Annotated in this window: 21 protein-coding genes; 19 read left to right on the plus strand and 2 right to left on the minus strand. The window is 63.9% G+C overall.

Annotated elements, in window-relative coordinates:
• The first annotated feature begins 58 nt into the window (after positions 1–58).
• From H9642_RS10380 to ahbB (H9642_RS10430), 11 genes are all read left to right on the plus strand, one after another.
• Positions 59–1,738, plus strand: a complete 1,680-nt coding sequence (locus H9642_RS10380) for a nitrite reductase (RefSeq protein WP_251836368.1) — start codon at positions 59–61, stop codon at positions 1,736–1,738.
• A gap of 63 nt (positions 1,739–1,801) precedes the next feature.
• Positions 1,802–2,410, plus strand: coding sequence for a NapC/NirT family cytochrome c (locus H9642_RS10385; RefSeq protein WP_251836369.1), 609 nt, complete (start codon positions 1,802–1,804; stop codon positions 2,408–2,410).
• Positions 2,411–2,442: 32 nt separating this feature from the next.
• A complete protein-coding gene (locus H9642_RS10390; protein ID WP_251836370.1) occupies positions 2,443–3,318 on the plus strand; it encodes an ethylbenzene dehydrogenase-related protein in 876 nt (291 codons plus the stop codon).
• 364 nt (positions 3,319–3,682) lie between these two features.
• A complete protein-coding gene (locus H9642_RS10395; protein WP_251836371.1) occupies positions 3,683–5,401 on the plus strand; it encodes a nitrite reductase in 1,719 nt (572 codons plus the stop codon).
• A 54-nt stretch (positions 5,402–5,455) separates the two neighbouring features.
• A complete protein-coding gene (locus H9642_RS10400; protein ID WP_251836372.1) occupies positions 5,456–5,770 on the plus strand; it encodes a c-type cytochrome in 315 nt (104 codons plus the stop codon).
• A gap of 20 nt (positions 5,771–5,790) precedes the next feature.
• Positions 5,791–6,132, plus strand: a complete 342-nt coding sequence (locus H9642_RS10405; protein ID WP_251836373.1) for a c-type cytochrome — start codon at positions 5,791–5,793, stop codon at positions 6,130–6,132.
• Positions 6,129–7,304, plus strand: a complete 1,176-nt coding sequence (locus tag H9642_RS10410) for a cytochrome D1 domain-containing protein (RefSeq protein WP_251836374.1) — start codon at positions 6,129–6,131, stop codon at positions 7,302–7,304. The genes H9642_RS10405 and H9642_RS10410 overlap by 4 nt, the downstream gene beginning before the upstream one ends.
• Position 7,305: 1 nt before the next feature.
• Positions 7,306–7,779, plus strand: coding sequence for an Lrp/AsnC family transcriptional regulator (locus H9642_RS10415; protein ID WP_251836375.1), 474 nt, complete (start codon positions 7,306–7,308; stop codon positions 7,777–7,779).
• Positions 7,764–8,279: a siroheme decarboxylase subunit beta gene (gene ahbB, locus H9642_RS10420; protein ID WP_251836376.1), complete on the plus strand. Its 516-nt coding sequence runs from the start codon at positions 7,764–7,766 to the stop codon at positions 8,277–8,279. Before H9642_RS10415 ends, ahbB (H9642_RS10420) begins: the two co-directional genes overlap by 16 nt.
• Positions 8,272–8,715: an Lrp/AsnC family transcriptional regulator gene (locus tag H9642_RS10425; protein WP_251836377.1), complete on the plus strand. Its 444-nt coding sequence runs from the start codon at positions 8,272–8,274 to the stop codon at positions 8,713–8,715. Before ahbB (H9642_RS10420) ends, H9642_RS10425 begins: the two co-directional genes overlap by 8 nt.
• A complete protein-coding gene (ahbB, locus tag H9642_RS10430; RefSeq protein ID WP_251836378.1) occupies positions 8,690–9,196 on the plus strand; it encodes a siroheme decarboxylase subunit beta in 507 nt (168 codons plus the stop codon). The genes H9642_RS10425 and ahbB (H9642_RS10430) overlap by 26 nt, the downstream gene beginning before the upstream one ends.
• A 614-nt stretch (positions 9,197–9,810) precedes the next feature.
• Here ahbB (H9642_RS10430) and H9642_RS10435 read toward each other — a convergent pair.
• Together H9642_RS10435 and H9642_RS10440 are read right to left on the minus strand one after the other, a co-directional pair.
• Positions 9,811–10,344, minus strand: coding sequence for an REP-associated tyrosine transposase (locus H9642_RS10435; protein ID WP_251836379.1), 534 nt, complete (start codon positions 10,342–10,344; stop codon positions 9,811–9,813).
• A 495-nt stretch (positions 10,345–10,839) separates the two neighbouring features.
• Entirely contained in the window at positions 10,840–15,681 is a 4,842-nt protein-coding gene (locus tag H9642_RS10440) for an NAD-glutamate dehydrogenase (RefSeq protein WP_251836380.1), read from the minus strand.
• A gap of 241 nt (positions 15,682–15,922) precedes the next feature.
• On the opposite strand from H9642_RS10440, the gene H9642_RS10445 reads away from it, so the two are divergent.
• From H9642_RS10445 to H9642_RS10480, 8 genes are all read left to right on the plus strand, one after another.
• Entirely contained in the window at positions 15,923–16,882 is a 960-nt protein-coding gene (locus H9642_RS10445; RefSeq protein WP_251836430.1) for an AAA family ATPase, read from the plus strand.
• 50 nt (positions 16,883–16,932) lie between these two features.
• Entirely contained in the window at positions 16,933–17,874 is a 942-nt protein-coding gene (locus H9642_RS10450; protein WP_251836381.1) for a DUF58 domain-containing protein, read from the plus strand.
• A complete protein-coding gene (locus H9642_RS10455; RefSeq protein WP_251836382.1) occupies positions 17,871–18,356 on the plus strand; it encodes a DUF4381 domain-containing protein in 486 nt (161 codons plus the stop codon). The genes H9642_RS10450 and H9642_RS10455 overlap by 4 nt, the downstream gene beginning before the upstream one ends.
• On the plus strand, positions 18,349–19,362 hold the full coding sequence (locus H9642_RS10460) for a vWA domain-containing protein (protein WP_251836383.1): 1,014 nt from the start codon (positions 18,349–18,351) through the stop codon (positions 19,360–19,362). Before H9642_RS10455 ends, H9642_RS10460 begins: the two co-directional genes overlap by 8 nt.
• Complete coding sequence (locus tag H9642_RS10465) at positions 19,362–21,065, plus strand: VWA domain-containing protein (protein WP_251836384.1); 1,704 nt, start codon at positions 19,362–19,364, stop codon at positions 21,063–21,065. The genes H9642_RS10460 and H9642_RS10465 overlap by 1 nt, the downstream gene beginning before the upstream one ends.
• Positions 21,062–22,693 (plus strand): protein BatD, encoded by a 1,632-nt coding sequence (locus H9642_RS10470; protein WP_251836385.1) that lies wholly within the window; start codon positions 21,062–21,064, stop codon positions 22,691–22,693. The genes H9642_RS10465 and H9642_RS10470 overlap by 4 nt, the downstream gene beginning before the upstream one ends.
• Positions 22,694–22,765: 72 nt before the next feature.
• A complete protein-coding gene (locus tag H9642_RS10475; protein ID WP_251836431.1) occupies positions 22,766–23,185 on the plus strand; it encodes a hypothetical protein in 420 nt (139 codons plus the stop codon).
• A gap of 259 nt (positions 23,186–23,444) precedes the next feature.
• Positions 23,445–24,335: a Dyp-type peroxidase gene (locus tag H9642_RS10480; RefSeq protein ID WP_251836386.1), complete on the plus strand. Its 891-nt coding sequence runs from the start codon at positions 23,445–23,447 to the stop codon at positions 24,333–24,335.
• Positions 24,336–24,355 lie beyond the last annotated feature (20 nt).

Below are 24,355 nucleotides of genomic sequence, written 5' to 3' on the forward strand. Positions count from 1 at the left end.
TGCCACACCGAAGTACCAACACGGAGTCACCGATGACTTCATCTAGGGGAGATACACAATGAAGTACGCCAAACCGCTACTGGCAGGACTGCTGGCCAGCGTTTCTCTACTCGGCTTCTCGATCGCCCAGGCCAACGCGCCGGCGATGACCGCTGCGGAAAAGGAAACGGCCAAGCAGATCTATTTCGAACGCTGCGCCGGCTGCCACGGTGTGCTGCGCAAGGGCGCCACCGGCAAGAACCTGGAGCCGCACTGGGAACAGGTGCAGGCCAACGGCAGCAAGCTGGAGGGCGGCACCCTCAAACTGGGCACCAAGCGCCTGGAGAACATCATTGCCTTCGGTACTGAAGGCGGCATGGTCAACTACGACGACATCCTCACCAAGGATGAAATCAATCTCATGGCGCGCTACATCCAGCACACCCCGGACGTGCCGCCGGAGTTCTCGCTGCAGGACATGAAGGACAGCTGGAAACTGATCGTGCCGGTGTCCGAACGCCCCACCAAGCAGATGAACACTATCAACCTGAAAAACGTCTTCGCCATCACCCTGCGTGACGCCGGCAAGCTGGCCCTGGTGGATGGCGATACGCACAAGATCTGGAAGATCCTCGAAACCGGGTATGCCGTGCATATCTCCCGGCTCTCCGCCTCGGGCCGTTATGTCTACACCGTGGGCCGCGACGGCCTGACCACTATCATCGACATGTGGTTCGAAGAGCCGACCACCGTCGCCACGGTACGCCTGGGTTCGGATGCCCGCTCGGTGGACGTGTCGAAGTTCAAGGGCTTCGAAGACAAATACCTGATTGGTGGCACCTACTGGCCGCCGCAGTACTCGATCATGGACGGCGAGACCCTGGAGCCAATCAAGGTCGTTTCCACCCGTGGCCAGACCGTCGATGGCGAGTACCACCCGGAGCCACGCGTGGCGTCCATCGTCGCCTCGCACATCAAGCCCGAATGGGTGGTGAACGTGAAGGAGACCGGGCAGATCCTGCTGGTCGACTACACCGACATCAAGAACCTCAAGACCACCACCATCGAATCCGCCAAGTTCCTGCATGACGGCGGCTGGGATGCCTCGCATCGCTACTTCCTGGTCGCCGCCAACGCGTCCAACAAGGTCGCGGCCGTGGATACCAAGACCGGCAAGCTCGCGGCTCTGGTGGAGACCGCCAAGATCCCGCACCCGGGCCGTGGCGCCAACTTCGTGCACAAGGAGTTCGGTCCCGTCTGGGCCACCGGTCACCTGGGCGACGATGTGGTCTCGCTGATCTCCACACCCTCCGAGGAGCGAAAGCACGCCAAGCACAAGGCGCACAACTGGAAAGTGGTGCAGGAACTGAAGATGCCCGGCGCCGGCAACCTGTTCGTCAAGACGCACCCGAAGTCCAAGCACTTCTGGGCCGACGCGCCGATGAACCCCGAGCGTGACGTGGCCGAGTCGGTGTACGTGTTCGATATGAACGACCTCAACCAGCCGCCCAAGCAGCTGAACGTGGCCAAGGACTCCGGCCTGCCGATGAGCCAGGCGATCCGCCGCGCGGTACAGCCCGAGTACAACGTGACGGGCGACGAAGTCTGGATCTCCCTGTGGGGTGGCAAGACCGACCAGTCCGCCATCGTCGTGTACGACGACAAGACCCTGAAGGTGAAGCGTGTAATCACCGATCCGCAGATGGTCACGCCGACCGGCAAGTTCAACGTTTACAACACCATGTTCGACGTCTACTGATCGTTCCCGATCGCTTGCTGAATGCCCCCGTGCTCCGGCACGGGGGTAGTCAAGGACACCTCCATGACAGATCACAAGCAACAACCTGGCGGATGGTTCCGCCGAATCCTCGCCACGCTGCGGCGCCCGAGTCTGCAGTACTCGCTCGGCACGCTCCTGCTGGCCGGCATTGTGCTGGGCATCCTGTTCTGGGGCGGCTTCAACACCGCGCTGGAAGTCACCAACACCGAAAGCTTCTGCATTTCCTGCCATGAGATGCGCGACAACGTGTACCCCGAATACAAGGAGACCATTCATTACAGCAACCGCACCGGCGTGCGCGCCACCTGCCCGGATTGCCACGTTCCCAGGGAATGGACCTACAAGATGGTGCGCAAGGCCCAAGCCTCACGGGAACTGTGGGGCAAGCTGGTCGGCACCATCGACACACCGGAGAAATTCGAAGCCAAGCGCCTGACCCTGGCGCGCAGCGAATGGAAGCGCATGAAAGCTTCCGATTCTCGTGAGTGCCGCAACTGCCACAGCCTCGAAAGCATGAACACCGAGACGCAGAAGCAGCGGGCCCGCAAGCAGCATGAAATGGCGATTCGCGACAACATGACCTGCATTGATTGCCACAAAGGGATTGCCCACCACAAACCCGCGGGCATGACTGAAGAAGACGAAGAATAGGGACTGGCCAGAGCCATGAAGAGGAATCGACCATGAACAAAACCTTAATCGCCAGCGCCATCACTGCGGCCCTGGCCCTCGCCGCCACCCAGGCTCAGGCCGCGCCTCCCGCCGACTGGAGCAAGGTGCCGGCCACGGATATCACTCTGTTCTATCCGGGCGTCTCGCCGCTGGAATGGATCACCAAGGGCACCGAACACGGCGGCGCCCGGGCGCTGAAAAAAGGCGAAACTTGCGCCGGCTGCCACTCGGAAGAAACCGCCGACATGGGCAAGAAAATTGTCAGCGGCGCCACGCTCGAACCCGCACCCATTGCCGGCAAGGCGCCCTTCATCAATACCCAGGTGCAGGCCGCACACGACGGCGAGCACCTTTACCTGCGCTTCTCCTGGACCCAGCCCGCGGCTTCCGGTGCGGCGAAGATGGACGACAAGAACCCGGTCAAAATCGCCTACATGCTCGAAGCCGGCTCCAAGGTGGAACTGGCCGATCGCGGCGGCTGCTGGGCCAGCTGTCACGGCGATGCCCGCAGCATGCCCAGTGCGGACGAGAACAAGACCAAGTACGTCAGCGGCGGTTCGCTGGCCGGTGGGCTGTTCTACGACCTCAACCAATGGCGTAGCGGCGAAAACAAAGCCTTTGACGGCCATATCGCCGATACGCGCGTCATGGACGGCGGTCAGGCACTGATCAGCGCGGTCGGCACACGCAACGGCGATACCTGGACAGTGGATTTCACCCGTAAATTCACCGGCGGCGCAGGCGACGTCGCCCTCGAACCGGGGCACACCTACAACTTCGGCTTCGCCATCCACGACGACAGCGCCAGCGGCCGCTATCACCACGTCTCGCTCGGTTATCAGTTGGGCATCGACGCGGCTGCGGACATCACCGCGGCCAAACAATAACAACAACCCATCCACGCCCTTTGAGCCCACCCCCCGTATCGCGGGAGGTGGGCCCGTTTTGTCTGCGCCGCCTGCGCAGGGACGAGACCATCCCTTCGTTTCAGATTTTTTCCTCAGCGTTTCCCTTGCCGCCGATTCGATTGATTACCGTCAAGGACGCAACGGCGCGTCCCGGCGATCCTCTGCCTCAATCACAACCGGTGCGGGGCATCGGCTGAACAGCGTTTTCCACTGGCAAGGCAGTCAACAAGAACCTGAAAAACCACGTAGTGAACACCCAGATAAACAACGTACCCCCGAGGTACAACGCCCGCACCATGTTGTCGGTCCGGCCTCCAACCCGCCGGCCCTAAGGAGTTACACAATGAGTTATGTTGGCAAACCGCTACTGACAGGGTTTATTGCCGGCTTGTCGCTGCTCGGTTTAGCGATAGCCCAGGCCAACACCAATCCGGAAAGCGCCAGCGCCGCCTATGCCGGACAAGCCTCCGTGATCGATCCGGCCAGCGCTCAGGTGGTTCATACCCCCGGCGCGCCGGACCTCTCCGCCGCCGAGTTCGAACAGGCCAAAGAAATCTACTTCCAGCGCTGCGCCGGCTGTCACGGCGTGCTGCGCAAGGGCGCCACCGGCAAACCATTGACTCCGGACATCACCCAGCAACGTGGTCAGGCCTTCCTTGAAGCGCTGATCACCTACGGCTCACCGGGCGGCATGCCGAACTGGGGCACCTCGGGCGGCCTCACCTCGGCCGAAATCACATTGATGGCCAAGTACATCCAGCACACCCCGCCGACGCCGCCGGAGTGGGGTCTGGCCGAGATGAAGAATTCCTGGAAAGTCCTGGTCAAGCCTGAAGACCGTCCCAAGAAGCAGCTGAACAAGCTGGACCTGCCCAACCTGTTCTCCGTCACCCTGCGTGACGACGGCAAGATTGCGTTGATCGACGGCAACACCAAGAAGATCGTCAAGACCATCGACACCGGTTACGCCGTGCACATTTCGCGCATGTCCGCCTCCGGCCGTTACCTGCTGGTGATCGGCCGCGACGCCAAGATCGACATGATCGACCTGTGGGCCAAGGAGCCGATCAAGGTCGCGGAAATCAAGGTGGGCATCGAAGCCCGCTCGGTGGAAACCTCCAAGTTCGAAGGTTACGAAGACAAGTACGTGATCGCCGGCGACTACTGGCCGCCGCAGTTCACCATCATGAATGGCGAGACCCTGGAGCCGCTGCGCATCGTCTCCACCCGGGGCATGACCGTCGGCACCCAGGAATATCACCCGGAGCCCCGCGTGGCAGCAATCATTGCCTCCCACGAACATCCGGAGTTCATCGTCAACGTCAAGGAAACCGGCAAGGTCCTGCTGGTTAACTACGAGGACATCGACAACCTGACCACTACCAGCATCGACGCCGCGCCCTTCCTGCACGACGGCGGCTGGGACGTCAGCCATCGCTACTTCATGACCGCTGCCAATAACTCCAACCAGGTCGCCGTGATCGACTCCAAGGAGCGCAAGATGGCAGCCCTGGTGGATGTAGGTAAAATCCCGCACCCCGGTCGCGGTGCCAACTTCGTGCACCCGCAGTTCGGTCCGGTCTGGGCCACCAGCCACCTGGGCGACGAAACCATCTCCCTGATCGGGACCGATCCCGACAAATACCCGCAATATGCCTGGAAAGTTGTAGAAACACTCAAGGGACAGGGCGGCGGGTCGCTATTTATCAAGACCCATCCGAAATCGAAGCACCTGTACCTGGATACCACCTTCCATCCAGAAGCAAAAATCAGCCAGTCGGTGGCCGTTTTCGACATCACCAACATGAACGCCGGTTACACCGTTTTGCCTATCGGCGACTGGTCCGGTATCAAGGAAGGCGCCAAGCGCGTTGTGCAGCCTGAGTACAATAAGGCCGGCGACGAAGTCTGGTTCTCGGTATGGAGCGGACAGGACGAGGAATCGGCCATCGTGGTGGTCGACGACAAGACCCTAAAGCTGAAAAAAGTGATCCGGGACAAGAGGTTGATTACTCCCACCGGTAAATTTAACGTGCATAACACTCAGTACGACGTTTACTGAGTTTCTCCAGGACGGGCTGCAAGGCCCGTCCCCTTAGCCTTGAAGGAAGTACCCATGAAAAAACTGCTGATCCCACTGCTCGCTCTGGGCGGTGCACTGAGCTTGCAGCCGGCGATAGCCGCTGACGGCGAGGCCCTGTTCAAGAGCAAGCCTTGCGCTGCTTGCCACAACGTGTCCATGAAAATGGTCGGCCCGGCACTGAACGAAGTCGCCGCCAAGAATGCCGGTGTTGAAGGCGCAGCCGCTACCCTGGCCGCCAGCATCAAGAACGGCAGCAGTGGCAAGTGGGGCCCGATCCCGATGCCGCCAAACGCGGTAAGCGAAGAAGAAGCCAAGATCCTCGCCGAGTGGGTCCTGTCTCTGAAGTAAGCACGTCCAGGAGGGACGCCATGATGGTCACACGAGCCGCGCACTTTCGTTTGGGACTGGCTGTGGCGTCCCTCCTCTCTTTTCCCCAGGTACTGCACGCGACACCCAGTGTCGAACGGCAGGCCCAATTGGAGCACCTGCTCCTGCAGGATTGTGGCTCGTGCCACGGCCTGCGCATGACCGGCGGCCTCGGCCCCGCGTTGACTCTTGACGCTCTCGCTGGCAAACCCCGCGAATTTCTGATCGCCACCGTGACCCACGGTCGCCCCGGCACTGCCATGCCCGGCTGGAAAGCCCTGCTCGATGAGCAGGATGTGGCCTGGCTGGTCGACGTCTTGCTTGAAGGATACCCCTCGCCATGATCCGCCCGTCCCTGCTACTGGCCGCCGGCCTGTTGCTCAGCGCCTGTGCCCAACAACCGTTGCGCGGCACCGGAGACCTGGGCGTGGTGATCGAACGCGCCACCGGCAGCCTGCAATTGATCGAAAGCAGCAGCCAGACCCGCCTGGCGCGCATCGAAGGGCTGGGCGACCTGTCCCATGCCTCGGTGGTGTTTTCCCGCGACCAGCGCTTCGCCTATGTCTTTGGACGCGACGGCGGGCTGACCAAAGTCGACCTGCTCAAGCAGCGCGTCGACAAGCGCATCATCCAGGCCGGCAACAGCATCGGCGGCGCCATCAGCCAGGACGGTCGCCTGATCGCCGTGGGCAACTACGAACCGGGCGGCGTGAAAGTCTTCGACGCCGTGACCCTGGAATTAGTGGCCGACATCCCCGCCACCCCGCTGCCCGACGGCAGCCGCAACTCGCGGGTGGTCGGGGTCACCGACGTGCCCAACCAGGGTTTCATCTACAGCCTGTTCGACACCGGCGAAACCTGGCTGCTGGACTTCAGCCAAGGCAACACGCCGGTCATCAGCCGTTTCGAGAATATCGGCAAGCAACCCTACGATGCCCTGCTTACCCCGGAAGGCCGCTATTACATCGCCGGCCTGTTTGGCGAGGACGGCATGGCCAAGCTCGACCTCTGGCACCCCGAGCGCGGCGTTGAGCGCATCCTCGACGGCTACGGCCGTGGCCAGCAGCCGCTGCCGGTCTACAAGATGCCGCACCTGGAAGGCTGGACCGTGGCCGGCAACCAGACGTTCGTGCCTGCCATCGGCCAGCACCGCGTGCTGGTCATGAACAGCGAGAACTGGCAACAGACCGCCGCCATCGACGTCGCCGGCCAGCCGGTGTTTGTCATGGCCCGCCCGGATGCGCGGCAGATCTGGGTCAACTTCGCCCACCCGGACAACCACAAGGTCCAAGTGATCGACAGCGAAAGCCACGCCATCCTGGCCACTCTGGAACCCGGTCCGGCCGTGCTGCACATGGAGTTCACCGCCCGTGGCGACCAGCTCTGGCTGTCGGTGCGCGACAGCGGCGAAGTACAGGTGTGGGACCCCTATCGCCTGGAGCTGATCAAGCGCCTGCCGGCCGACAGCCCGAGCGGCATCTTCTTCACCAGCCGCGCGCATGAAACGGGGCTCTGACATGCACGACCTCGATCCGCTCAGCCGTCGCCTGATCGAACGTTTCCAGCACGGTATGCCGCTGTGTGCCGAGCCCTACCAGGCCATGGCCGACGTCCTTGAGTGCAGCGAGACCGAGGTGCTCGATTGCCTCGCTCGCCTTGAGCAGAACGGTGGCCTGTCGCGCATCGGCCCGGTGTTCGAGCACAGCCGCGCCGGCGCCAGCACGCTGGTGGCCCTGGCCGTGCCCCATGAGCGCCTGGAGCAGATCGCCGAGCGGATCAACCGTTACCCCGAGGTCAATCACAACTACCTGCGCGAACACGCCTACAACCTGTGGTTTGTGCTTACCGGACCGGACCGTGCCCACCTGGACCAGGTGCTCGATGAGATTGAGGTCGACACCGGCCTCGCCCCACTCGACCTGCCCATGCAGCGCGCCTACCGCATCGATCTCGGCTTTTCCCTGGAGCACAGCCCATGTGCAGCGCCCTGAATAGCGAACAACGCTTGGAGTTGCGCCGCCTGCTGGAAGCAGGCCTGCCGCTGGCCAGCCGGCCCTATCAGACCCTCGCCGAACAGATCGGCGCCGACGAACACGCCGTGCTCGCACAAATGCAGCACTGGAACGAGGATGGCCTGTTCCGCCGCGTCGGCCTGGTTCTGCAGCATCGCGCCCTGGGTTTTCGTGCCAACGCCATGCTGGTGCTGGATATTCCCGACGACCACGTCGATGAGGTTGGCCAGAGGCTTGGCCAGGCGCCGGGCATCAATCTTTGCTACCAACGCCCACGTCGCCTGCCGCACTGGCCCTACAACCTGTTCTGCATGGTGCACGGCCGCGAACGCGAGCAGGTGCGCGCACACATCGCAACGCTGCTGGCCGAGCATGGCTTGAGCGACGTTCCGCATCACGTGCTGTTCAGCACCCGTGCGTTCAAACAGCGCGGTGGCCGCTATGCCCCGCCCGCCCCACGGGAGCTGTGCCATGGATGAACTTGACCGCAAATTGATCAACCGCCTGCAACAGGGCCTGCCCTTGGTGCCGCGCCCGTGGGAGGCCCTGGCGCTGGAACTGGACAGCTCGTCCGCCGAGCTGCGCGCGCGTACCCAGGCGCTGCTGGATGACGGCACCCTGACCCGCTTTGGGCCGATGTTCGACATCGAGCGCCTTGGCGGCGCCTTTACCCTGGCGGCCCTGGCCGTACCGGAAGAACGCTTCGACGCGGTGGCCGAGATCCTCGCCGCCCTGCCTGAAGTCGCCCACAACTACCGCCGCGAACACGCCTGGAACATGTGGTTCGTACTCGGCTGCGCCACACCCGAAGGCATCGCCGAGAGCATCGCGCACATCGAAGCGCAGACCGGCCTGCCGGTCCTCAACCTGCCCAAGGAGCAGACCTACCATGTCGGCTTGCATTTCCCAGTATGAACCGCAGGTGGTCAGGCAACTGATCGAACTCACCGAAGCCGGCCTGCCGCTGGTGGACGACCCTTGGGCCTGGCTGGCCGAACGGCTTCAGTTGAGCGTTACCGCCACCCTGAACCTGTTGCAGCACCTGCAGGACGACGGCGCCATCCGCCGGATCGCCGCCGTGCCCAACCACTACCGACTCGGCTACCAGCACAACGGCATGACGGTGTGGGACGTGGACGATGCCGAAATGGACCGCCTCGGCCCACTGCTCGGTGCTCAGCCCTACATCAGCCACTGCTACCGCCGCCCGCGCCGCGAGGGCTGGCACTACAACCTGTTCGCCATGGTGCATGGCCGCAGCGCCGAGGAAATCGACGCCTACCGCGCCGACATCCGCCACTTGCTCGGCCCCGCCTGCCGCGCCGATGAAATGCTGGTCAGCAGCCGCATCCTGAAGAAAACCGGCCTGCGCATCGGCCGCCCAGGCACGTCGTAATCACGGGCAAGCCGGCACATGACGGGCGGCGTCGCTCACTGCTCGATGCCGGAATGGAAACACGCGGCTAGTCGAACACCCCGTCATCACTCCGGGCCTGAGCCGAGCCAAAAAACGGCGGGCTGCCCGAAGGCTCCGTGTTTTCCATCCTTATCTCCTGCCACGGGCGAGGCCGCCCTACGCAAAACGTCACCCAGGCCGTAGGGCGGCGTCGCTCGCTGCGCGATGCCGGAATGAAAACACGCGGCTCGCCGAGTACCCCGCCATCACTCCGGGCTGTCGGGGCCAAAAACGGCGGGCTGCCCGAAGACTCCGTGTTTTCCATCCTTATCCCTGCAACGGGCGAGGCCGCCCTACGCAAAACGTCACCCGGGCTACCCTACCACCCGCGAGCAACGTCACCCGCGCTACCCACAAACGAAACCACCCGACGCGCAACGTCACCCAGGCCGTAGGGCGGCGTCGCTCGCTGCGCGATGCCGGAATGAAAACACGCGGCTCGCCGAGCACCCCGCCATCACTCCGAGTCGATCGGGGCCACAAATCACCGGGTTGCACGAAGACTCCGCTTCTCCACCCACTTCTCGCAAATGGGCGAGACCGCCCTACACCAACTAAGGATCGCCTTGGATGCTTGCATGTTCCGTTTCCGGGCCACCGGCCCAATCGGCTGGGTACACACCCTGTTCCACCAGACGATGAAACGTCGAATACGGCCAGTCGCATACCCGCTCGACATGCTTCAGCGGGTTGATGTGGACATAATCCAGATGCCGCAGCAGGTCCTGTTCATCGCGTATCAGGTGCTCCCAATAACGACGCTGCCAGATCCCCCGCTCACCGCGCACCAAGCGGGTCATGGAGCTGCGTTCGGTAGCCGCCACGCTACGGGAGAAAATCAGCTTGATCAGCCGCCAACGCAACGCGAAATCGACATCTCCGCTCGGCAGTTCCAGGACGCAATGCAAATGTTCGAGCAACACCACCCAGGCATGGATGTGAAATGGATGACGCCGTTTCACCGTGGCGACAGCCTGGCGCAAGGCATCGACGTTGCTTACCAGCAGATCGTTGTTGCGGCGACGCGCCAGGGTATGGGTAAAGAAATAAGTGCCGCCCGGGCAGCAGACACGCCGATAGTTGGCCATGTATGTCATCCATGACAGAACAAGGACCCCGCAGTGTAGGCCGCATGCTCGTAGACGGCGTCGCTCGCTGCACGATGCCGGGATGGAAACACGCGGCTGGCCGAGCACCCCGCCATCACTCCGAGCCTGATCGAGGCCAAAAACGGCGGGCTGCCCGGAGGCTCCGTGTTTTCCATCCTTATTCCCTGCCACGGGCGAGGCCGCCCTACGCGCAACGGGGCCATCCATGAACGAGACTACCCTGCGCAACGTTACTCCTGGCCGTAGGGCGGCGTCGCTCGTTGCACGGTGCCGAGATGGATATGCGCAACTGGCCGAGCACCCCGCCATCACTCCGAGCTTGATCGAGGCCAAAAACGGCGGGCTGCCCGAAGACTCCGCGCCCCACTCTCCCGCCCTGCCACGGGCGGGGCCGCCCTACGCGCAACGTAACCCGGGCTACCCACGAACGAGACCACCCACGCGCAACGTTACCGCTGCACGGGTGAATGCCTTCTACGCTCCGCTTTGCGCCAAGTCAGCCACTTCGCGGCTGGCCACGGCGTACATGGAATAGTCGCTGCCGGTGGCGGCGCGTAGTTCCGCGAGCATGTTGCGCCAACGTTTGACCATCACCTTGCGCTGTTCCATCCACCCCTGCAGACGTGCTTCCAGATCGTCGCTTCCCGGCGTTTGCAGCAGCGATACGGTGATCGCCTGCTGCTGTCCGTCGAGGTCGTCGCGGAAGGCTTCACGGGCCAGGGCCTGCCAGTTGTTCTTTACTGGCAGCTCGGTGATCTGTTGCAGGAACCAGGTCAGCTCCAGCCGGCTACCCACCGCAAAGTACGCCCGGGCCACTTCGGCGGGTTCCAGGCCCGTCTGATCGGCGGCTTCGAGGATCGGCAGCAGCGTGTACAAATGGCTGACGCCAGCCACCATGCGCGCCAGCAACTCGGGCACACCCGCCTCGACATAATCGCGATAGCGCGCCTGCCAGAGCTCATGTGTCGGTCCTTCGAGCAGCTCGTTTAGCTTCAACCCCAGCGCCGCGACACGCGGACCGAAATGCGCCAGGTCACGGGCGGCATTCAGCTGGTTGCGCCGGCTGCGCAAGAACCAGCGTGTAGCGCGCCGCCCCAGACGCATCAGCTCGTCCATCAACGCCAGCTGAGTTTCCGCCAGCACCTGATGATCGAGCAATTCGATCTGCCTGAACCAGTGCGGCAGATGAAAGATGTCGCGCACGATCACATAGGCTGCCGCCACCTGGGAGGCGCTCATGCCCGTGGACTCCTTGAGCCGCTGCACGAAGGTGATGCCCATATGGTTGACCAGATCATTGGCAATCTGCGTGCTGACGATCTCGCGCTTGAGGCGGTGACGGCGCATGGCCGGCCCGAACTTTTCCGCCAGCAGCTGCGGAAAGGCGCTCTCCATGTCGCGAATCAGGTAGTCGTCGTCCGGTATCTTCGACTTGAGCAGCGCCTGCTTGAGGTCGATCTTGCTGTAGGACAGCAGCACCGCCAGTTCCGGGCGGGTCAGTCCCTGACTGTTATTGCCGCGCTCGACCAACTGCTCGTCGCTGGGCAGAAACTCCAACGCACGGTCGAGCTTGTCGCGGCTTTCCAGGTCGGTGATCAGCCGACGGTATTCGGCGCCGCGATCCCGGGCCCGCCGCTCGGCCAGCGACAGGGCCTGGGTCTGCTTGTAGTTGTTGGCCAGCACCAGCCGACTCACCGCCTCGGTCATGCCGGCCAGCAGCTCGTTGCGCTGCTTGCCGGTCATGTCGCCGCCCGTGACCACCTCGTTGAGCAGGATCTTGATGTTCACCTCATGGTCGGAACAGTCCACCCCGCCGGCGTTATCGATGAAATCCGTGTTGCTCGCCCCGCCATTCAAGCCATATTCGATGCGCCCCCGCTGGCTCATGCCCAGGTTGCCGCCCTCGCCCACCACCCTGGCGCGCAGCTCATTGCCGTTGACACGCAGCGCATCGTTGGCCTTGTCGCCAATGTCGACGTGGCTTTCCGTACTGGCTTTGACGTAGGTGCCGATGCCGCCGTTCCAGATCAGGTCCACCGGTGCCTTGAGCAGCGCATTGATCAGTTCGTTGGGGCTGAGTCGCTTGGCCTGGATGGCGAAGCACGCCTGCATCTGCGGGGTGATCTCGATGCTTTTGGCGCTGCGCGCAAACACACCGCCACCGGCCGAGATCAGCCCGGCATCGTAGTCGGTCCAGGCCGAGCGCGGCAGTTCGAACAAGCGCTGGCGCTCGGCGTAGCTGGCCGCTGGATCGGGGGCTGGATCGATGAAGATATGAATATGGTTGAACGCCGCCAGCAGCCGCACCCGGTCGGACATCAGCAGGCCGTTGCCGAACACGTCACCGGCCATGTCGCCGATGCCGATCACACTGATGCTGTCCTGCTGCACATCGATGCCGCGCTCGCGGAAATGGCGCTGCACCGAAATCCAGGCGCCCTTGGCGGTGATGCCCATGGCCTTGTGGTCGTAGCCGGCCGAGCCGCCGGAGGCGAAGGCATCGCCCAGCCAGAAGCCGTAGTCGGCGGACAGCGCATTGGCGATGTCGGAAAAGCTGGCCGTGCCCTTGTCGGCCGCCACGACCAGATAGGGATCGTCGCCGTCATGGCGCACCACATTGGCCGGCGGCACCACCTGGCCTTCCTTGATGTTGTCGGTGATATCCAGCAAGCCGCTGATAAACAGGCGGTAGCAGGCAATCGCCTCGGCCTGGATCTCGTCGCGATTGCCGCTTTGCGGCAGGCGCCGCGGCACGAAGCCGCCCTTGGCACCCATGGGCACAATCACCGCATTCTTCACCTGCTGAGCCTTGACCAGGCCGAGCACTTCGGTGCGGTAATCCTCCTCGCGGTCCGACCAGCGCAAACCACCCCGAGCCACCGGCCCACCGCGCAGGTGCACACCCTCGAAACGCGGCGAGTAAACGAAAATCTCATAACGCGGTACCGGTTTGGGCACACCCGGAATTGCGCCGGGATCGAACTTGAAACTGAAGTAAGGCTTGTCTGCGCCCTGGGCATCCGGCTGGTAGAAATTGCTGCGCAGCGTGGCCTGGATCAGCGCCAGGTAGCGCCGCAGGATAAGGTCCTCGTTGAGCACCGCCACCCTGTCCAGCGCGGTGAGAATCGCCTGTTCCAGCTTAAGCTGCTTGTCCTGCAGATCCGCCTCGACCAGCTTGCGCGCCAGGTAGAAGCGGGTTTTGAACAGACGCACCAGCTCACGCGCGATGTCCGGATGGTTGTTCAGCGCGTTGGCGATATAGCCCAGGTCGAAGCCCAGGCGGATTTGCTTGAGGTAACGCGCATAGGCGCGCAGCAGCGCAACGTCGCGCCAGGGCAGCGCGGCGCTGAGCACCAGCCGGTTGAAGGCATCGTTTTCGGCGTCGCCGGCGACGACATGCACAAAGGCATCCTGGAAGGTTTCGTTGAGCTCCTGGATGTCGATCTGCAGGCCTTCGGCATAGGTGAAGGTGAAGTCATGGATCCAGAACGCCCGGCCGCTGCGCTGGTGCAGGTAAAAGGAAAACTCGCTGAGTACGCGCAGGCCAAGATTCTCCAGAATCGGCAGCACATCGGACAGCGGCAGGGGCGTGTCGCCGTGGTAGACCTTGCAATGCAATTGCCGGTCATCCGTGCCCAGCGGCAGATAAAAGCTCATCAGCAAAGGACGCTGTTCGGACAGCTCGTGGATGTGCTGCATGTCCACCGCCGCCGAATGGGCTTCGTAGCGCTCGCGGTAGCCGGCCGGAAACCCCTGCGGAAAATTGGCCAGAACTTCCCGGCCACGGGCCTCGCCGAACCCTTCCAGGATCAGGTTGGCATAGTCGTCCTGCCAGGACCGGCAGGCCTGAATGACTTCCTGCTCAAGTTGCCGGGTGTCGAAGTGCGGCGGATGGCGGGGATCGATGCGCAGGATCAACTGCACCCGCGCCAGCTGGGACTCGGAAAAGTACGTCCAGAACTCGCAATCGCTGGCGCCCAATCGTTCCATGAGGATGCGCTGGACCTTCACGCGGATTTCCGTGGAGTACAGATCGCGCGGCACGTACAGCAGGCAGTACATGAAGCGACCGTAGGGGTCGCGACGCAGGAACAGCCGCAGCCGGTTGCGCTCCTGGATCTGCACGATGGCCATGGCGGTCTCGAACAGCTCATCAACCGGCGTCTGGAACAGCTCGTCGCGCGGCAATACCTCCAGTACCTGGCGCAGCTCCTTGCCCAGATGCGCCTTCGCATCGAAGCCCGAGCGCGTGACGATTTCGTCCACTTTGCGCCGGATATAGGGAATGCGCTTGACGCTTTCGGCATACACCATTGAGGTGTACAGGCCCATGAAACGGTATTCGCGAATCACCCGGCCGGCATCGTCCAGTTCGCGCAACGAGACGAAATCCGGATAGGCCGGACGGTGCACCCGGCTGGGCCGCGCGGCCTTGGCGAACGATAACAGCAGCGGCTGACGCAGATAGGCCATGGTCGCAGCTTCGACATGGGTGTCCTCACGGCTCAACCCCTTGCGCAAACGGCGCGACAGGCCCAGCAATGAGGCCTCGTCATAGGCCACGCGACCGCCTTCGGCCTCGTCCTCCAAGGTAAATTCTTCATAGCCCAGAAAGGTGAAGTGATCGTCCAGCAACCACTGGATGAACACCTTCATTTCCGCAACGTCCTCGGCGTCTACATCGACCGGGCACTGCTCCAAGCGAGTGATGGCTTCGCGGGCGCGGGCCTGCATAGCCGGGAAATCGCTGACCGCCAGGCGCACCTCGTCTAGAACATCCAGCAAGGCCTGCTGCAACTCATGCAGCTCGCTGGCCGTCGCGCAGCGGTCAATTTCCAGGAACATCAACGCCTCGGCATGCACCCCTTCGCCCGTGGAGCCCTTGGGCAACAGCTCGAGCAACTCGCCGGCGGCGTTGCGGCGCACGCTGAACACCGTGTTCTGCAGGGTATGGATGCTACGCCCACGGCGCGCCAGCTCCATGCGCGCGGAGTCCACCAGAAAGGGCATGTCCGGGTGCAGGATTTCCACTGCACTGTGGCTGGACTGCCAGCCATGCTTTTCGTAGTCGGGGTTGAACACCCGCACCTGGGCCGTTTCGCTACGGGAGCCTTCCAGTAAACGCCAGGCCGACAAGGTGCAACCAGCCAGGTCGGTGAGGCGCCGCTCGACCAGTTCGTCGAGCGCGATCACGGCAAAGAACTGCTCGGCGAAGCGACAGACCTGCGGCAAGACGCCGGCTTCCACATGGGAGGCCAGAATCGCCTCCAATTGCTGCTGGAAATCGGCCTTGCCGGTCGCAGTGAAAAACACCATGGCGATACTCCATCAAAACAGAGAAATCCGTAGTTGCTTCAGGCGCGCCTGGCACGAACGTGTCTGCAATCACATTCCCGTGCTGCACGCCGCATCTGGCGGTGTACAGGTCGCACCCTGCGACATTCATGCACCGCGACCCTGCCTAGAACGTTAGCCCAGCTTCCCATCTTCGATTAAAGTGGCCGCCACCAGGCTGCGTCATATCGACCCTCGCCCCGTTTCGATCCGAGTCCCGATGATGGAACACCGTGAAGCGTTGCTAACCCTGCGACAATTTCTTGCTGGCCAGATTCTCGGCCAGGAAAAGCTCATCGACCGCCTGTTGATCGCCCTGCTCGCTGATGGCCACCTGCTGGTGGAAGGCGCGCCCGGCCTGGCCAAGACCAAGGCGATCAAGGACCTGGCCGACGGCGTGGAAGCCGAGTTCCATCGCATCCAGTTCACCCCCGATCTGTTGCCGGCCGACATTACCGGCACCGAGATCTACCGCCCGGAAACCGGCAGCTTCGTATTCCAGCAAGGGCCGATCTTCCACAACCTGGTCCTGGCGGACGAAATCAACCGCGCCCCGGCCAAGGTGCAGTCGGCACTGCTCGAAGCCATGGCCGAGCGCCAGGTAAGCATCGGGCGCAGCACCTATGAGCTGTCGCCGCTGTTTTTGGTGATGGCCACGCAGAACCCCATCGAGCAGGAGGGCACCTACCCGCTGCCCGAAGCCCAGCTCGACCGTTTCCTCATGCACGTGAAGATCGGCTACCCGGATGCCTCAGTGGAACGGCGCATTCTCCAGCAGGCCCGCGGCGAAGCGCTGAACGGCGAAACCCACCCGGAAAAACGCCTCAGCCAGCAGGCCATCTTCGCGGCGCGCAAGCAGATTCTCGGCCTGTACATGGCCGATGCGGTGGAGGAATACCTGGTGCAGTTGATCATGGCCACGCGCTTCCCGGCCAAGTTCGATGCGGAACTGGCCGAATGGCTCAGCTACGGCGCCAGCCCGCGCGGCTCGATTGCCCTGGACCGCTGCGCGCGGGCCAATGCCTGGCTGGCCGGACGGGATTTCGTCAGCCCCGAGGACATCCAGGCCGTGCTGTTCGACGTGCTGCGCCATCGCATCATCCTGTCCTTCGAAGCGGAAGCCTCCGGCGTCGATCAGGATCAAGTGATCCAGCGCGTGCTGGACGTGGTCGCGGTGGCCTGATGAAGCCGCTGCCGGCTGACCGCCCCGTTTCTCACGCGGAGCGCTGAACCATGCACACCCTGCCGTCGCAACCCGGCGTGCGCGTGAGCCTGGCCGAACTGATCGACATCCGCCATCGCCTGCGCGAGGTGCAGCTGTTCTCCACGCCCAGCCGACGCAGTCCATTGATCGGCCTGCACCGTTCCAAGCTGCGCGGACGCGGTATCGACTTTGACCAGGTGCGCGTCTACCAGCCGGGCGACGATGTGCGCACCATCGACTGGCGCGTCACCGCGCGCACCCAGGAACCGCACACCAAGCTGTTCCATGAAGAACGTGAGCGCCCGGTGTACCTGCTGGTTGAGCAGAGTCGCCCGCTGTTTTTTGGCAGCGGCGTGCAACTCAAATCCGTGCTCGCCGCCCAAGCTGCGGCGCTGTTCGGCTGGGCCGCATTGACACACAACGACCGCATCGGCGGGCTGGTGTTTGGTGATGGCGAGCACCACGAAGTGCGCCCGCGACGCAGCAAGCAAAGCCTGTTGCAGTTGCTCAACCGGCTGGTGGGCGCCAACCATGCCCTGCACGCCGACATGCAGGCTCCGCAGGGCACGTTCGGCCCCGCATTGCGCCGCGCCCGCGAAGTGCTGCGTCCCGGCAGCCTGCTGGTGGTGATTTGCGACGAACGCGCGCTCACCGATGCGGCCGAGCAACAACTGGCCCTGCTGGGCCGCCACATCGACCTGATCCTGTTGCCCATTTCCGACCCCCTCGACCACGCGCTGCCCGCCGCCGGCCTGCTGCGGTTTGGCGAACAGCAGGCAGTGCTGGAGCTGGACACCTATGACAGCGACCTGCGCCGCGCCTACCGCGAATTGGGCGAAGCACGGCGCCTGCGCTGGCAGCACGCTGCGCAAAGGATGCGCGCGCTGCTGCTACCCCTGAGCAGCCAGACGGACATGTTCGAGCAATTGCGCGAATACCTGGAACAACCTGCTGCGGACTCCCGCCGATGAGCACGCTCGACGCACTGCAACCTCTGTTGCCGCCCCCGCCGGTGCCCTGGTGGCCGCCGGCGCCGGGCTGGTGGCTGCTGGCCGTCGGCGTGCCGTTGCTGCTCTGCGCACTGTGGTACCTGTCGATTCGCCTGCACCGTCGCCCGGCCCACGAGCCGGAGCTGGACCCCCGCCGCCAACGGGCACTGGACGAACTCGCCAGCCTGGCCAAACCCTACTACCAGCAACCGGCAGGTCCCTGGCTGCAACAGCTCAATGGCCTGCTCAAGCGCCTGTGCCTGCAGCATTACCCGGACAGCCACTGCCAGACCCTGAGCGGCCGGGCCTGGCTGGCGTTTCTCGATAACCGTTGCCCGGCCGCCGGGCTGACCCGCTGGATGGTGCTGGTGGACGGTGCCTATCGCCCGCAGTGTCTGCTCGACGACAAGGCCGTGGACGATCTGCACCGCGCCGTCGAAACCTGGATTCGCAAGCATGTTTGAATTCGCCTGGCCCTGGGTCTTTTTGCTCGCCCCGCTGCCCTGGCTGCTGCGCTGGCTGCTGCCTCCGGCGGACAATGGCGAAGCGGCGCTCAAGGTGAATTTTCTCGCCGAACTGGAAAGCCTCGCCGGCCATAAGGCACGCGCCAATCTGCCGGCGTGGCGCCAGCAAGCCCCGTTCGCTCTGCTCTGGCTGTGCCTGTTACTCGCCGCCGCGCGCCCGCACTGGCTGGGCGAACCCCTGCCGATACCGGCCAGCGGCCGCGACCTGCTGCTCGCCGTGGATGTTTCCGGCTCCATGGATTACCCGGACATGCGCTGGGACGAACAGGCCATCAGCCGCCTCACCCTGGTCAAACGACTGCTCGGCGATTTCATCGAGGAGCGCCACGGCGACCGCGTCGGCCTGATCCTGTTCGGCAGCCAGGCCTACCTGCAATCGCCGCTGACCTTCGACCGGCACACCGTGCGCACCTGGCTCGACGAAGCGTTGATCGGCATCGCCGGGCAAAACACCGCCATCGGCGATGCCATTGGCCTGGCGGTCAAGCGTCTGCGCGAACGTCCGGCTGACAGCCGCGTACTGGTGCTGGTTACTGACGGTGCCAACACCAGCGGCACCTTGGACCCGCTCACCGCTGCGCGCATGGCGGCCTTGCACAACGTGACGATTTATCCGATCGGCATCGGCGCCGCGCCGGGTCAGGGCGGCCAGCGCGGCGTCTTCGCCTTCACCCCGGGCATGGACCTGGACGAAGGCCTGTTGCAGGAAATCGCCGCGCTCACCGGCGGGCAGTATTTCCGCGCCCAGTCCCGTGAACAGCTGCAAGACATCGAAGCGCTGCTGGACACGCTCGAGCCGGTAGCGCAGCAACCCACCCAGGCACGGCAGATTCTTGCGCTGTACAGCTGGCCACTGGGCGCTGGCCTGGTACTCAGCGTGCTGCTGGTCGGCCGTGTACTCTGGCCGCAGGGCCTGCGTCCCTACTGGCTGCGGAGGTCACGGTGATGGAACTACTCTTGCCGCATTGGCTGCGCCCCGCCTGGCTGTTGCTCGCTCCCCTGCTCGGCTGGCTGCTCTGGCAGCTGTGGCACCGCGAACGGCGAGCCGGCCGCTGGCAGCAGATCCTGCCCAGCGCCTTTCATAGCCTGCTGCTCACCCGCAGCAACGGGCGCGGCAATCGCCTGCCGTGGATCGCGCTGGGCCTGGCCTGGCTGCTGGCCCTTTTGGCCTTGCTCGGTCCCAGTTGGCAGCAGTTGGAGCAAACCGTCGGCAAACCGGCTGATCCGCTGGTCATCATCATCGACCTGACGCCGCAGATGCTGGCAGGCGACACGCCACCCAATCGTCTGGAACAGGCGCGGCGCAAGATTCTCGACCTGCTCGAGGCTCGCCGAGACGCCCAGACCGCCGTCGTCGTGTATGCCGGCAGCGCCCACGTGCTGGTGCCGTTGTCCGACGACACGGCCACCACGCACAATCTGCTCGACGCGCTCAAGCCCTCGATCATGCCCGAGCCGGGCCAACGCGCCGATCTGGCCGTGGCCAAGGCCCTGGACCTGCTGCACCAAGGTGCGCGCGATCAAGGACGGCTGCTGTTGATTACCGGCGCGCTGAGCGAGACAGAACGCAGTGCCATTGCACGACAACTCGGCCGCCAGGGCGAACGTTTGCTCATGCTGGGCATGGGCACCTCCCAGGGCGCGCCGATCGTTCAGGAAGGGGGCGGTTACCGTCTGGATGATCAGGGCGCGATCATCCTGTCGCGCCTGGACGATGCCGGCTTACGCCGCTTCGCCGACCAGATCGGCGCCCGCTATGCGCCCTGGCGTCTGGACGAGGGCGACTTGCGCACACTCGACCTGCTCGACGCTCCGCAGCACCTGCGCGAAGAAGACGGTGAATTTGTCCGCCTCGCCCACTGGCTCGACCAGGGCCACTGGCTGCTATTGCCCCTGCTGCTGCTCGCCGCCTGCGCGGGACGGCGCGGCTGGTTGTTCTGCCTGCCCTTGCTCATGGTCTTGCCACAGCCTGGGTATGCCTGGAGTTTCGATGACCTGTGGCTGCGCGCCGACCAGCAAGGCCAGCGCCTGCTCGATGCGCAACGCCCCGCCGAAGCCGCGCAGCGCTTCAGCGATCCGCTGCGCCAGGGCCATGCCCTGTACCAGGCTGGTGACTACCCCGCCGCCGCCCAGCGCTTCGCTCAGGGCGACAGCGCCGCCGATCATTACAATCGCGGCAACGCGCTGGCCCAGGCTGGCGATCTGCAGGCTGCGCTGGAGGCCTACGATCAAGCCTTGGTCTTGCAACCGGAACTGCCCCAGGCCCTGCACAACCGCACGCTGATCGAAAATCTGCTGCGTGAGCGAGAAGAAGAACAGCAGCACGATGACAGTCCGTCATCCAGCAGTACACCCGAGCCATCCGCTGCCGGCTCTCCCGGTCAGGAAGGCCAGGAGCGCGACGCGGATAACAGCCCCGAGGGCGAATCCCTGGAGACCGACGACGCATCGACCGCCCCGGCCAGTGGCACCGCCAGCGAGTCGGACAGCGAGCAACCGGCTCATGCCACCGCGCAACCGGCCGATGCGCTGGGTGACGAACGCCGCCAGGCGCTGGAACAATGGCTGCGCCAGATTCCCGATGACCCCGCCGAACTGCTGCGCCGCAAGTTCAGGTACGAACAACACACCAGGAATCCCCAGCGATGATGCGCCTGCTCTGCGTTTTCTTTTTTTGCCTGCTCAGCGGCCTGGCCAGCGCCGAGGCCCGGCTGCACGCCAGTGTCGACCGCCAGCAGTTCAGCATGGGCGAAACCCTGCAACTGACCCTGGAAGTCGCCGGCGTAACCCTGGCTGGCAAACCGGACCTCGCGCCCTTGCACCCGCTGTTCAAGGTACTCGACAGCCAACAGGTCAATCGCCTGGTCACCGTCGACGGCGTGGCCCACACCATCACCCGCTGGATCATTACGCTGGCGCCCCGACAAACCGGCTTCGTGGTCATCCCGCCCCTGAAGCTGGGCGAGGTCTGGTCCACGCCAATCACTCTGCATGTCACCCCGGCCCAGGCGCCCACAGACGCACCCGGCAGGCTCTCCCCGGTGTTCATCGACGCCAGCCTCGACCGGGACAGCGCCTACGTGCAGGCTCAGGTGGTGCTGACCCTGCGCATCTACCACTCGGTGACGCTGTTCGATGACAGTGCCCTGACACCGTTGCAGACACCCGAAGCGCGCGTCGAGCAGCTTGGCAAACCGATCACCTACGAAAAAATGATCAACGGCGTGCGCCATGGCGTGATCGAAATCCGCTATGCGATTTTCCCCTTGCGCAGCGGTGACATCGAACTACCCGCGCAGGTGTTCAGCGCCACCTTGGTCGAACGCAACAACCCCGACCAGTTCAACCCCTTCGGCCCGCGTTCGGGCCGCAGCGTGCGGGTCACCTCGCCGGTCATTCCACTCACGGTAAAGGCCAAGCCCGCCGACTACCCAAGCGATGCCCCCTGGCTGCCCGCCAGCGCCCTGACCCTGAGCGAAACCTGGACCCCCGAGCCAGAACAGGTCAGCGTCGGTGATTCGCTGACCCGCCAACGGGTTCTGCGCGTCGAAGGCCTGTCCAGCACCCAACTGCCACCGCTGCCGGCCACGCAAAGCGCCGACCTGCGCCACTACCCGGACCAGCCCAAACTGAGCAACGAAACCACCGAACAGGGGTTGATCGGCAGCCGCGAGCAAAGCGAAGCGCTGGTGCCCAATCGCGCAGGTCAGGTGCAGGTGCCCGCCGTGGAAGTCGTCTGGTGGAACACCCAAACCGACAGCCTGGAACGCACCCGCTTGCCGGCGCGCAGCTTTGCCGTGGCCAGCAATCCGCAACTGGACCTGGCCCTGCCGCCGTTAGCCCCGTCGGTGCCCAACCAGGCCCTGTGGCCTTGGCAACTGAGCAGCGCCCTGCTGGCCTGCACCACCCTGCTCGGCTTCGGCCTGTGGTGGCATGCCCGGCGTCAGCCCGCCATTCAGCGCGCCACACTCCCTGGTCCCAGCGCACGCAGTCTGCTTGACGACCTCAAGCGCGCCTGTCTGGCCAACGATCCGCAGGCCACCCGGCACGCACTGGACGCCTGGGCCCGTGCGCACCCGGAGACTCTCGCCGATATGGCCGCGCGCCACGTACCGCTGTCCGATGCCCTGGATGGTCTCAATGGCGTGCTGTACAGCGAAACCGAACAAACCTGGAATGGCGAAGCCTTATGGAAAGCCATCCGCGACCTGCCCGAGCCTCAACGGAGCGGCGCCCAGGCCACCGACACCGCCCTGCCGCCGCTCTATCCGCGCTGAGCACGGGACATACTTTTTCTACCTACGGAAATCAATTACATGACCGCTGATCTCGACCCTGTCTGGGTGCAGATGTGCAACGCCGCAGAACTCGACCCGAGCCGTCGCCTGGCCGCCCGACAGACGGTGCTGAACAGCAGCGCAGCCCTGGAGTGCACGCTGTACCGTCCCGACGACAATGATCCGGATGCCGAGGAGGAAGAACTCGGCGATGCGCGCATTCTGTTCACTGGCGCCTTCCAGACTCCCGAGGCGTGGAGCGAGGCCGAACGCGCCGACTTCTTCGGCGAGGAAGACCCCGAGCAGTTTGTGACGGCCGACATCGAATGCATGGAGTCCCCGGCCTCACCGCGCTTCTTCACCGTCGAGCCGGGCGACTACGTGGCCGTGATGGAGAATGGCGTGGTGGTGATGTATTACCTGTACGACTGCCAGGAAGATGAACAAGGACTGCATGGCGTGCTGATTCGCGATGAGCAGGAGTTGTTCTGAGTCAGCCGACTAGGACGACCTCCGCCCAAAGAGTTTGGCTTGGCATATCACCACGGGCAGCCCGCCAGCGGCGTCACAGGCAACGGCGGGGCTGCCCCTAATGTTTGCTATCGACATAGGCCGTCTCTCTGGCTTCCATAGCCTTTCGCCTGTCCCCAAGAGATCGCGGCGCGATAAAATTCATATCAGGTTCTTTCGGACGTTCGCGGTACAGCGCGCGGCGTTCCGGCGTATTTTTTTTAGTTGCCAAGGAGTTGTCATGTCGTATTACCAGCCAGGGATTCTTGCCTCGCCGGTGCCGCTTGTGGCCCGACATCTGTTTTTTACCCTGGAACAGCCTGAAGCCCTTCCGGCGGCACTGGATCACCTTTGCCAGCTTGTCAACGGCGATGCGACCGTGGTCGGCTTTGGCGAATCACTGGTTCAGGTACTGTCCGCCCCTGTCGACGGGCTACGTGCCTTCCCAGCCATCAGTGGCGTGGGCGTGGATGTGCCCTCGACCCAGCATGCCCTGTGGTGCTGGTTGCGCGGTGATGATCGCGGTGAGCTGCTGCTGCGCACCCGTGCCGTGGAAGCGGCTCTGGCCCCGGCGCTGCGCCTGGTGCAGGCCACCGACGCGTTCCGCTACAAGACCGGGCATGACCTGACCGGCTACGAAGACGGCACGGAAAACCCCAAGGGTGATGATGCGCTGGACGCCGCCTTTGTCAGCAATGCACCGGCCGGGATGGAAGGCGGCAGCTTCGCGGCGATCCAGCACTGGGTGCACGACCTCGACCAGTTCGCGAGCTTCTCGCCCCTCGAGCAGGACCATGTCATGGGCCGGCGCAAGAGCGATAACGAAGAGATCGAGGACGCGCCCGAGTCGGCCCATGTCAAGCGCACCGCGCAAGAGAGCTTCAGCCCCGAAGCGTTCATGCTGCGCCGCTCCATGCCCTGGTCGGATGGCCAGCAGGCCGGTCTGCTGTTCCTGGCCTTCGGTCATTCCTTCACGGCCTTCGAGATGCAGATGCGCCGCATGGCCGGTCTGGAGGATGGCATCCTCGACGCGCTGTTCCGCTTCAGCCGTCCCATCACCGGCGGTTACTACTGGTGCCCGCCGGTGAGCAATGGCCATCTCGACCTGAGCGCGCTGCGTCTGCAGCAGTAAGCCTGCCCTCGCCGTTCCCT

The sequence above is a fragment of the Serpens gallinarum genome (assembly GCF_014836765.1).
Lineage (GTDB): Bacteria > Pseudomonadota > Gammaproteobacteria > Pseudomonadales > Pseudomonadaceae > Serpens > Serpens gallinarum.

Bases quoted from the DNA above. Each gene is read 5' to 3' on its own strand.
- H9642_RS10380 (WP_251836368.1), top strand. From the start codon at position 59: ATGAAGTACGCCAAACCGCTACTGGCAGGACTGCTGGCCAGCGTTTCT.
- H9642_RS10385 (WP_251836369.1), top strand. From the start codon at position 1,802: ATGACAGATCACAAGCAACAACCTGGCGGATGGTTCCGCCGAATCCTC.
- H9642_RS10390 (WP_251836370.1), top strand. From the start codon at position 2,443: ATGAACAAAACCTTAATCGCCAGCGCCATCACTGCGGCCCTGGCCCTC.
- H9642_RS10395 (WP_251836371.1), top strand. From the start codon at position 3,683: ATGAGTTATGTTGGCAAACCGCTACTGACAGGGTTTATTGCCGGCTTG.
- H9642_RS10400 (WP_251836372.1), top strand. From the start codon at position 5,456: ATGAAAAAACTGCTGATCCCACTGCTCGCTCTGGGCGGTGCACTGAGC.
- H9642_RS10405 (WP_251836373.1), top strand. From the start codon at position 5,791: ATGATGGTCACACGAGCCGCGCACTTTCGTTTGGGACTGGCTGTGGCG.
- H9642_RS10410 (WP_251836374.1), top strand. From the start codon at position 6,129: ATGATCCGCCCGTCCCTGCTACTGGCCGCCGGCCTGTTGCTCAGCGCC.
- H9642_RS10415 (WP_251836375.1), top strand. From the start codon at position 7,306: ATGCACGACCTCGATCCGCTCAGCCGTCGCCTGATCGAACGTTTCCAG.
- ahbB (WP_251836376.1), top strand. From the start codon at position 7,764: ATGTGCAGCGCCCTGAATAGCGAACAACGCTTGGAGTTGCGCCGCCTG.
- H9642_RS10425 (WP_251836377.1), top strand. From the start codon at position 8,272: ATGGATGAACTTGACCGCAAATTGATCAACCGCCTGCAACAGGGCCTG.
- ahbB (WP_251836378.1), top strand. From the start codon at position 8,690: ATGTCGGCTTGCATTTCCCAGTATGAACCGCAGGTGGTCAGGCAACTG.
- H9642_RS10435 (WP_251836379.1), bottom strand. From the start codon at position 10,344: ATGGCCAACTATCGGCGTGTCTGCTGCCCGGGCGGCACTTATTTCTTT.
- H9642_RS10440 (WP_251836380.1), bottom strand. From the start codon at position 15,681: ATGGTGTTTTTCACTGCGACCGGCAAGGCCGATTTCCAGCAGCAATTG.
- H9642_RS10445 (WP_251836430.1), top strand. From the start codon at position 15,923: ATGGAACACCGTGAAGCGTTGCTAACCCTGCGACAATTTCTTGCTGGC.
- H9642_RS10450 (WP_251836381.1), top strand. From the start codon at position 16,933: ATGCACACCCTGCCGTCGCAACCCGGCGTGCGCGTGAGCCTGGCCGAA.
- H9642_RS10455 (WP_251836382.1), top strand. From the start codon at position 17,871: ATGAGCACGCTCGACGCACTGCAACCTCTGTTGCCGCCCCCGCCGGTG.
- H9642_RS10460 (WP_251836383.1), top strand. From the start codon at position 18,349: ATGTTTGAATTCGCCTGGCCCTGGGTCTTTTTGCTCGCCCCGCTGCCC.
- H9642_RS10465 (WP_251836384.1), top strand. From the start codon at position 19,362: ATGGAACTACTCTTGCCGCATTGGCTGCGCCCCGCCTGGCTGTTGCTC.
- H9642_RS10470 (WP_251836385.1), top strand. From the start codon at position 21,062: ATGATGCGCCTGCTCTGCGTTTTCTTTTTTTGCCTGCTCAGCGGCCTG.
- H9642_RS10475 (WP_251836431.1), top strand. From the start codon at position 22,766: ATGTGCAACGCCGCAGAACTCGACCCGAGCCGTCGCCTGGCCGCCCGA.
- H9642_RS10480 (WP_251836386.1), top strand. From the start codon at position 23,445: ATGTCGTATTACCAGCCAGGGATTCTTGCCTCGCCGGTGCCGCTTGTG.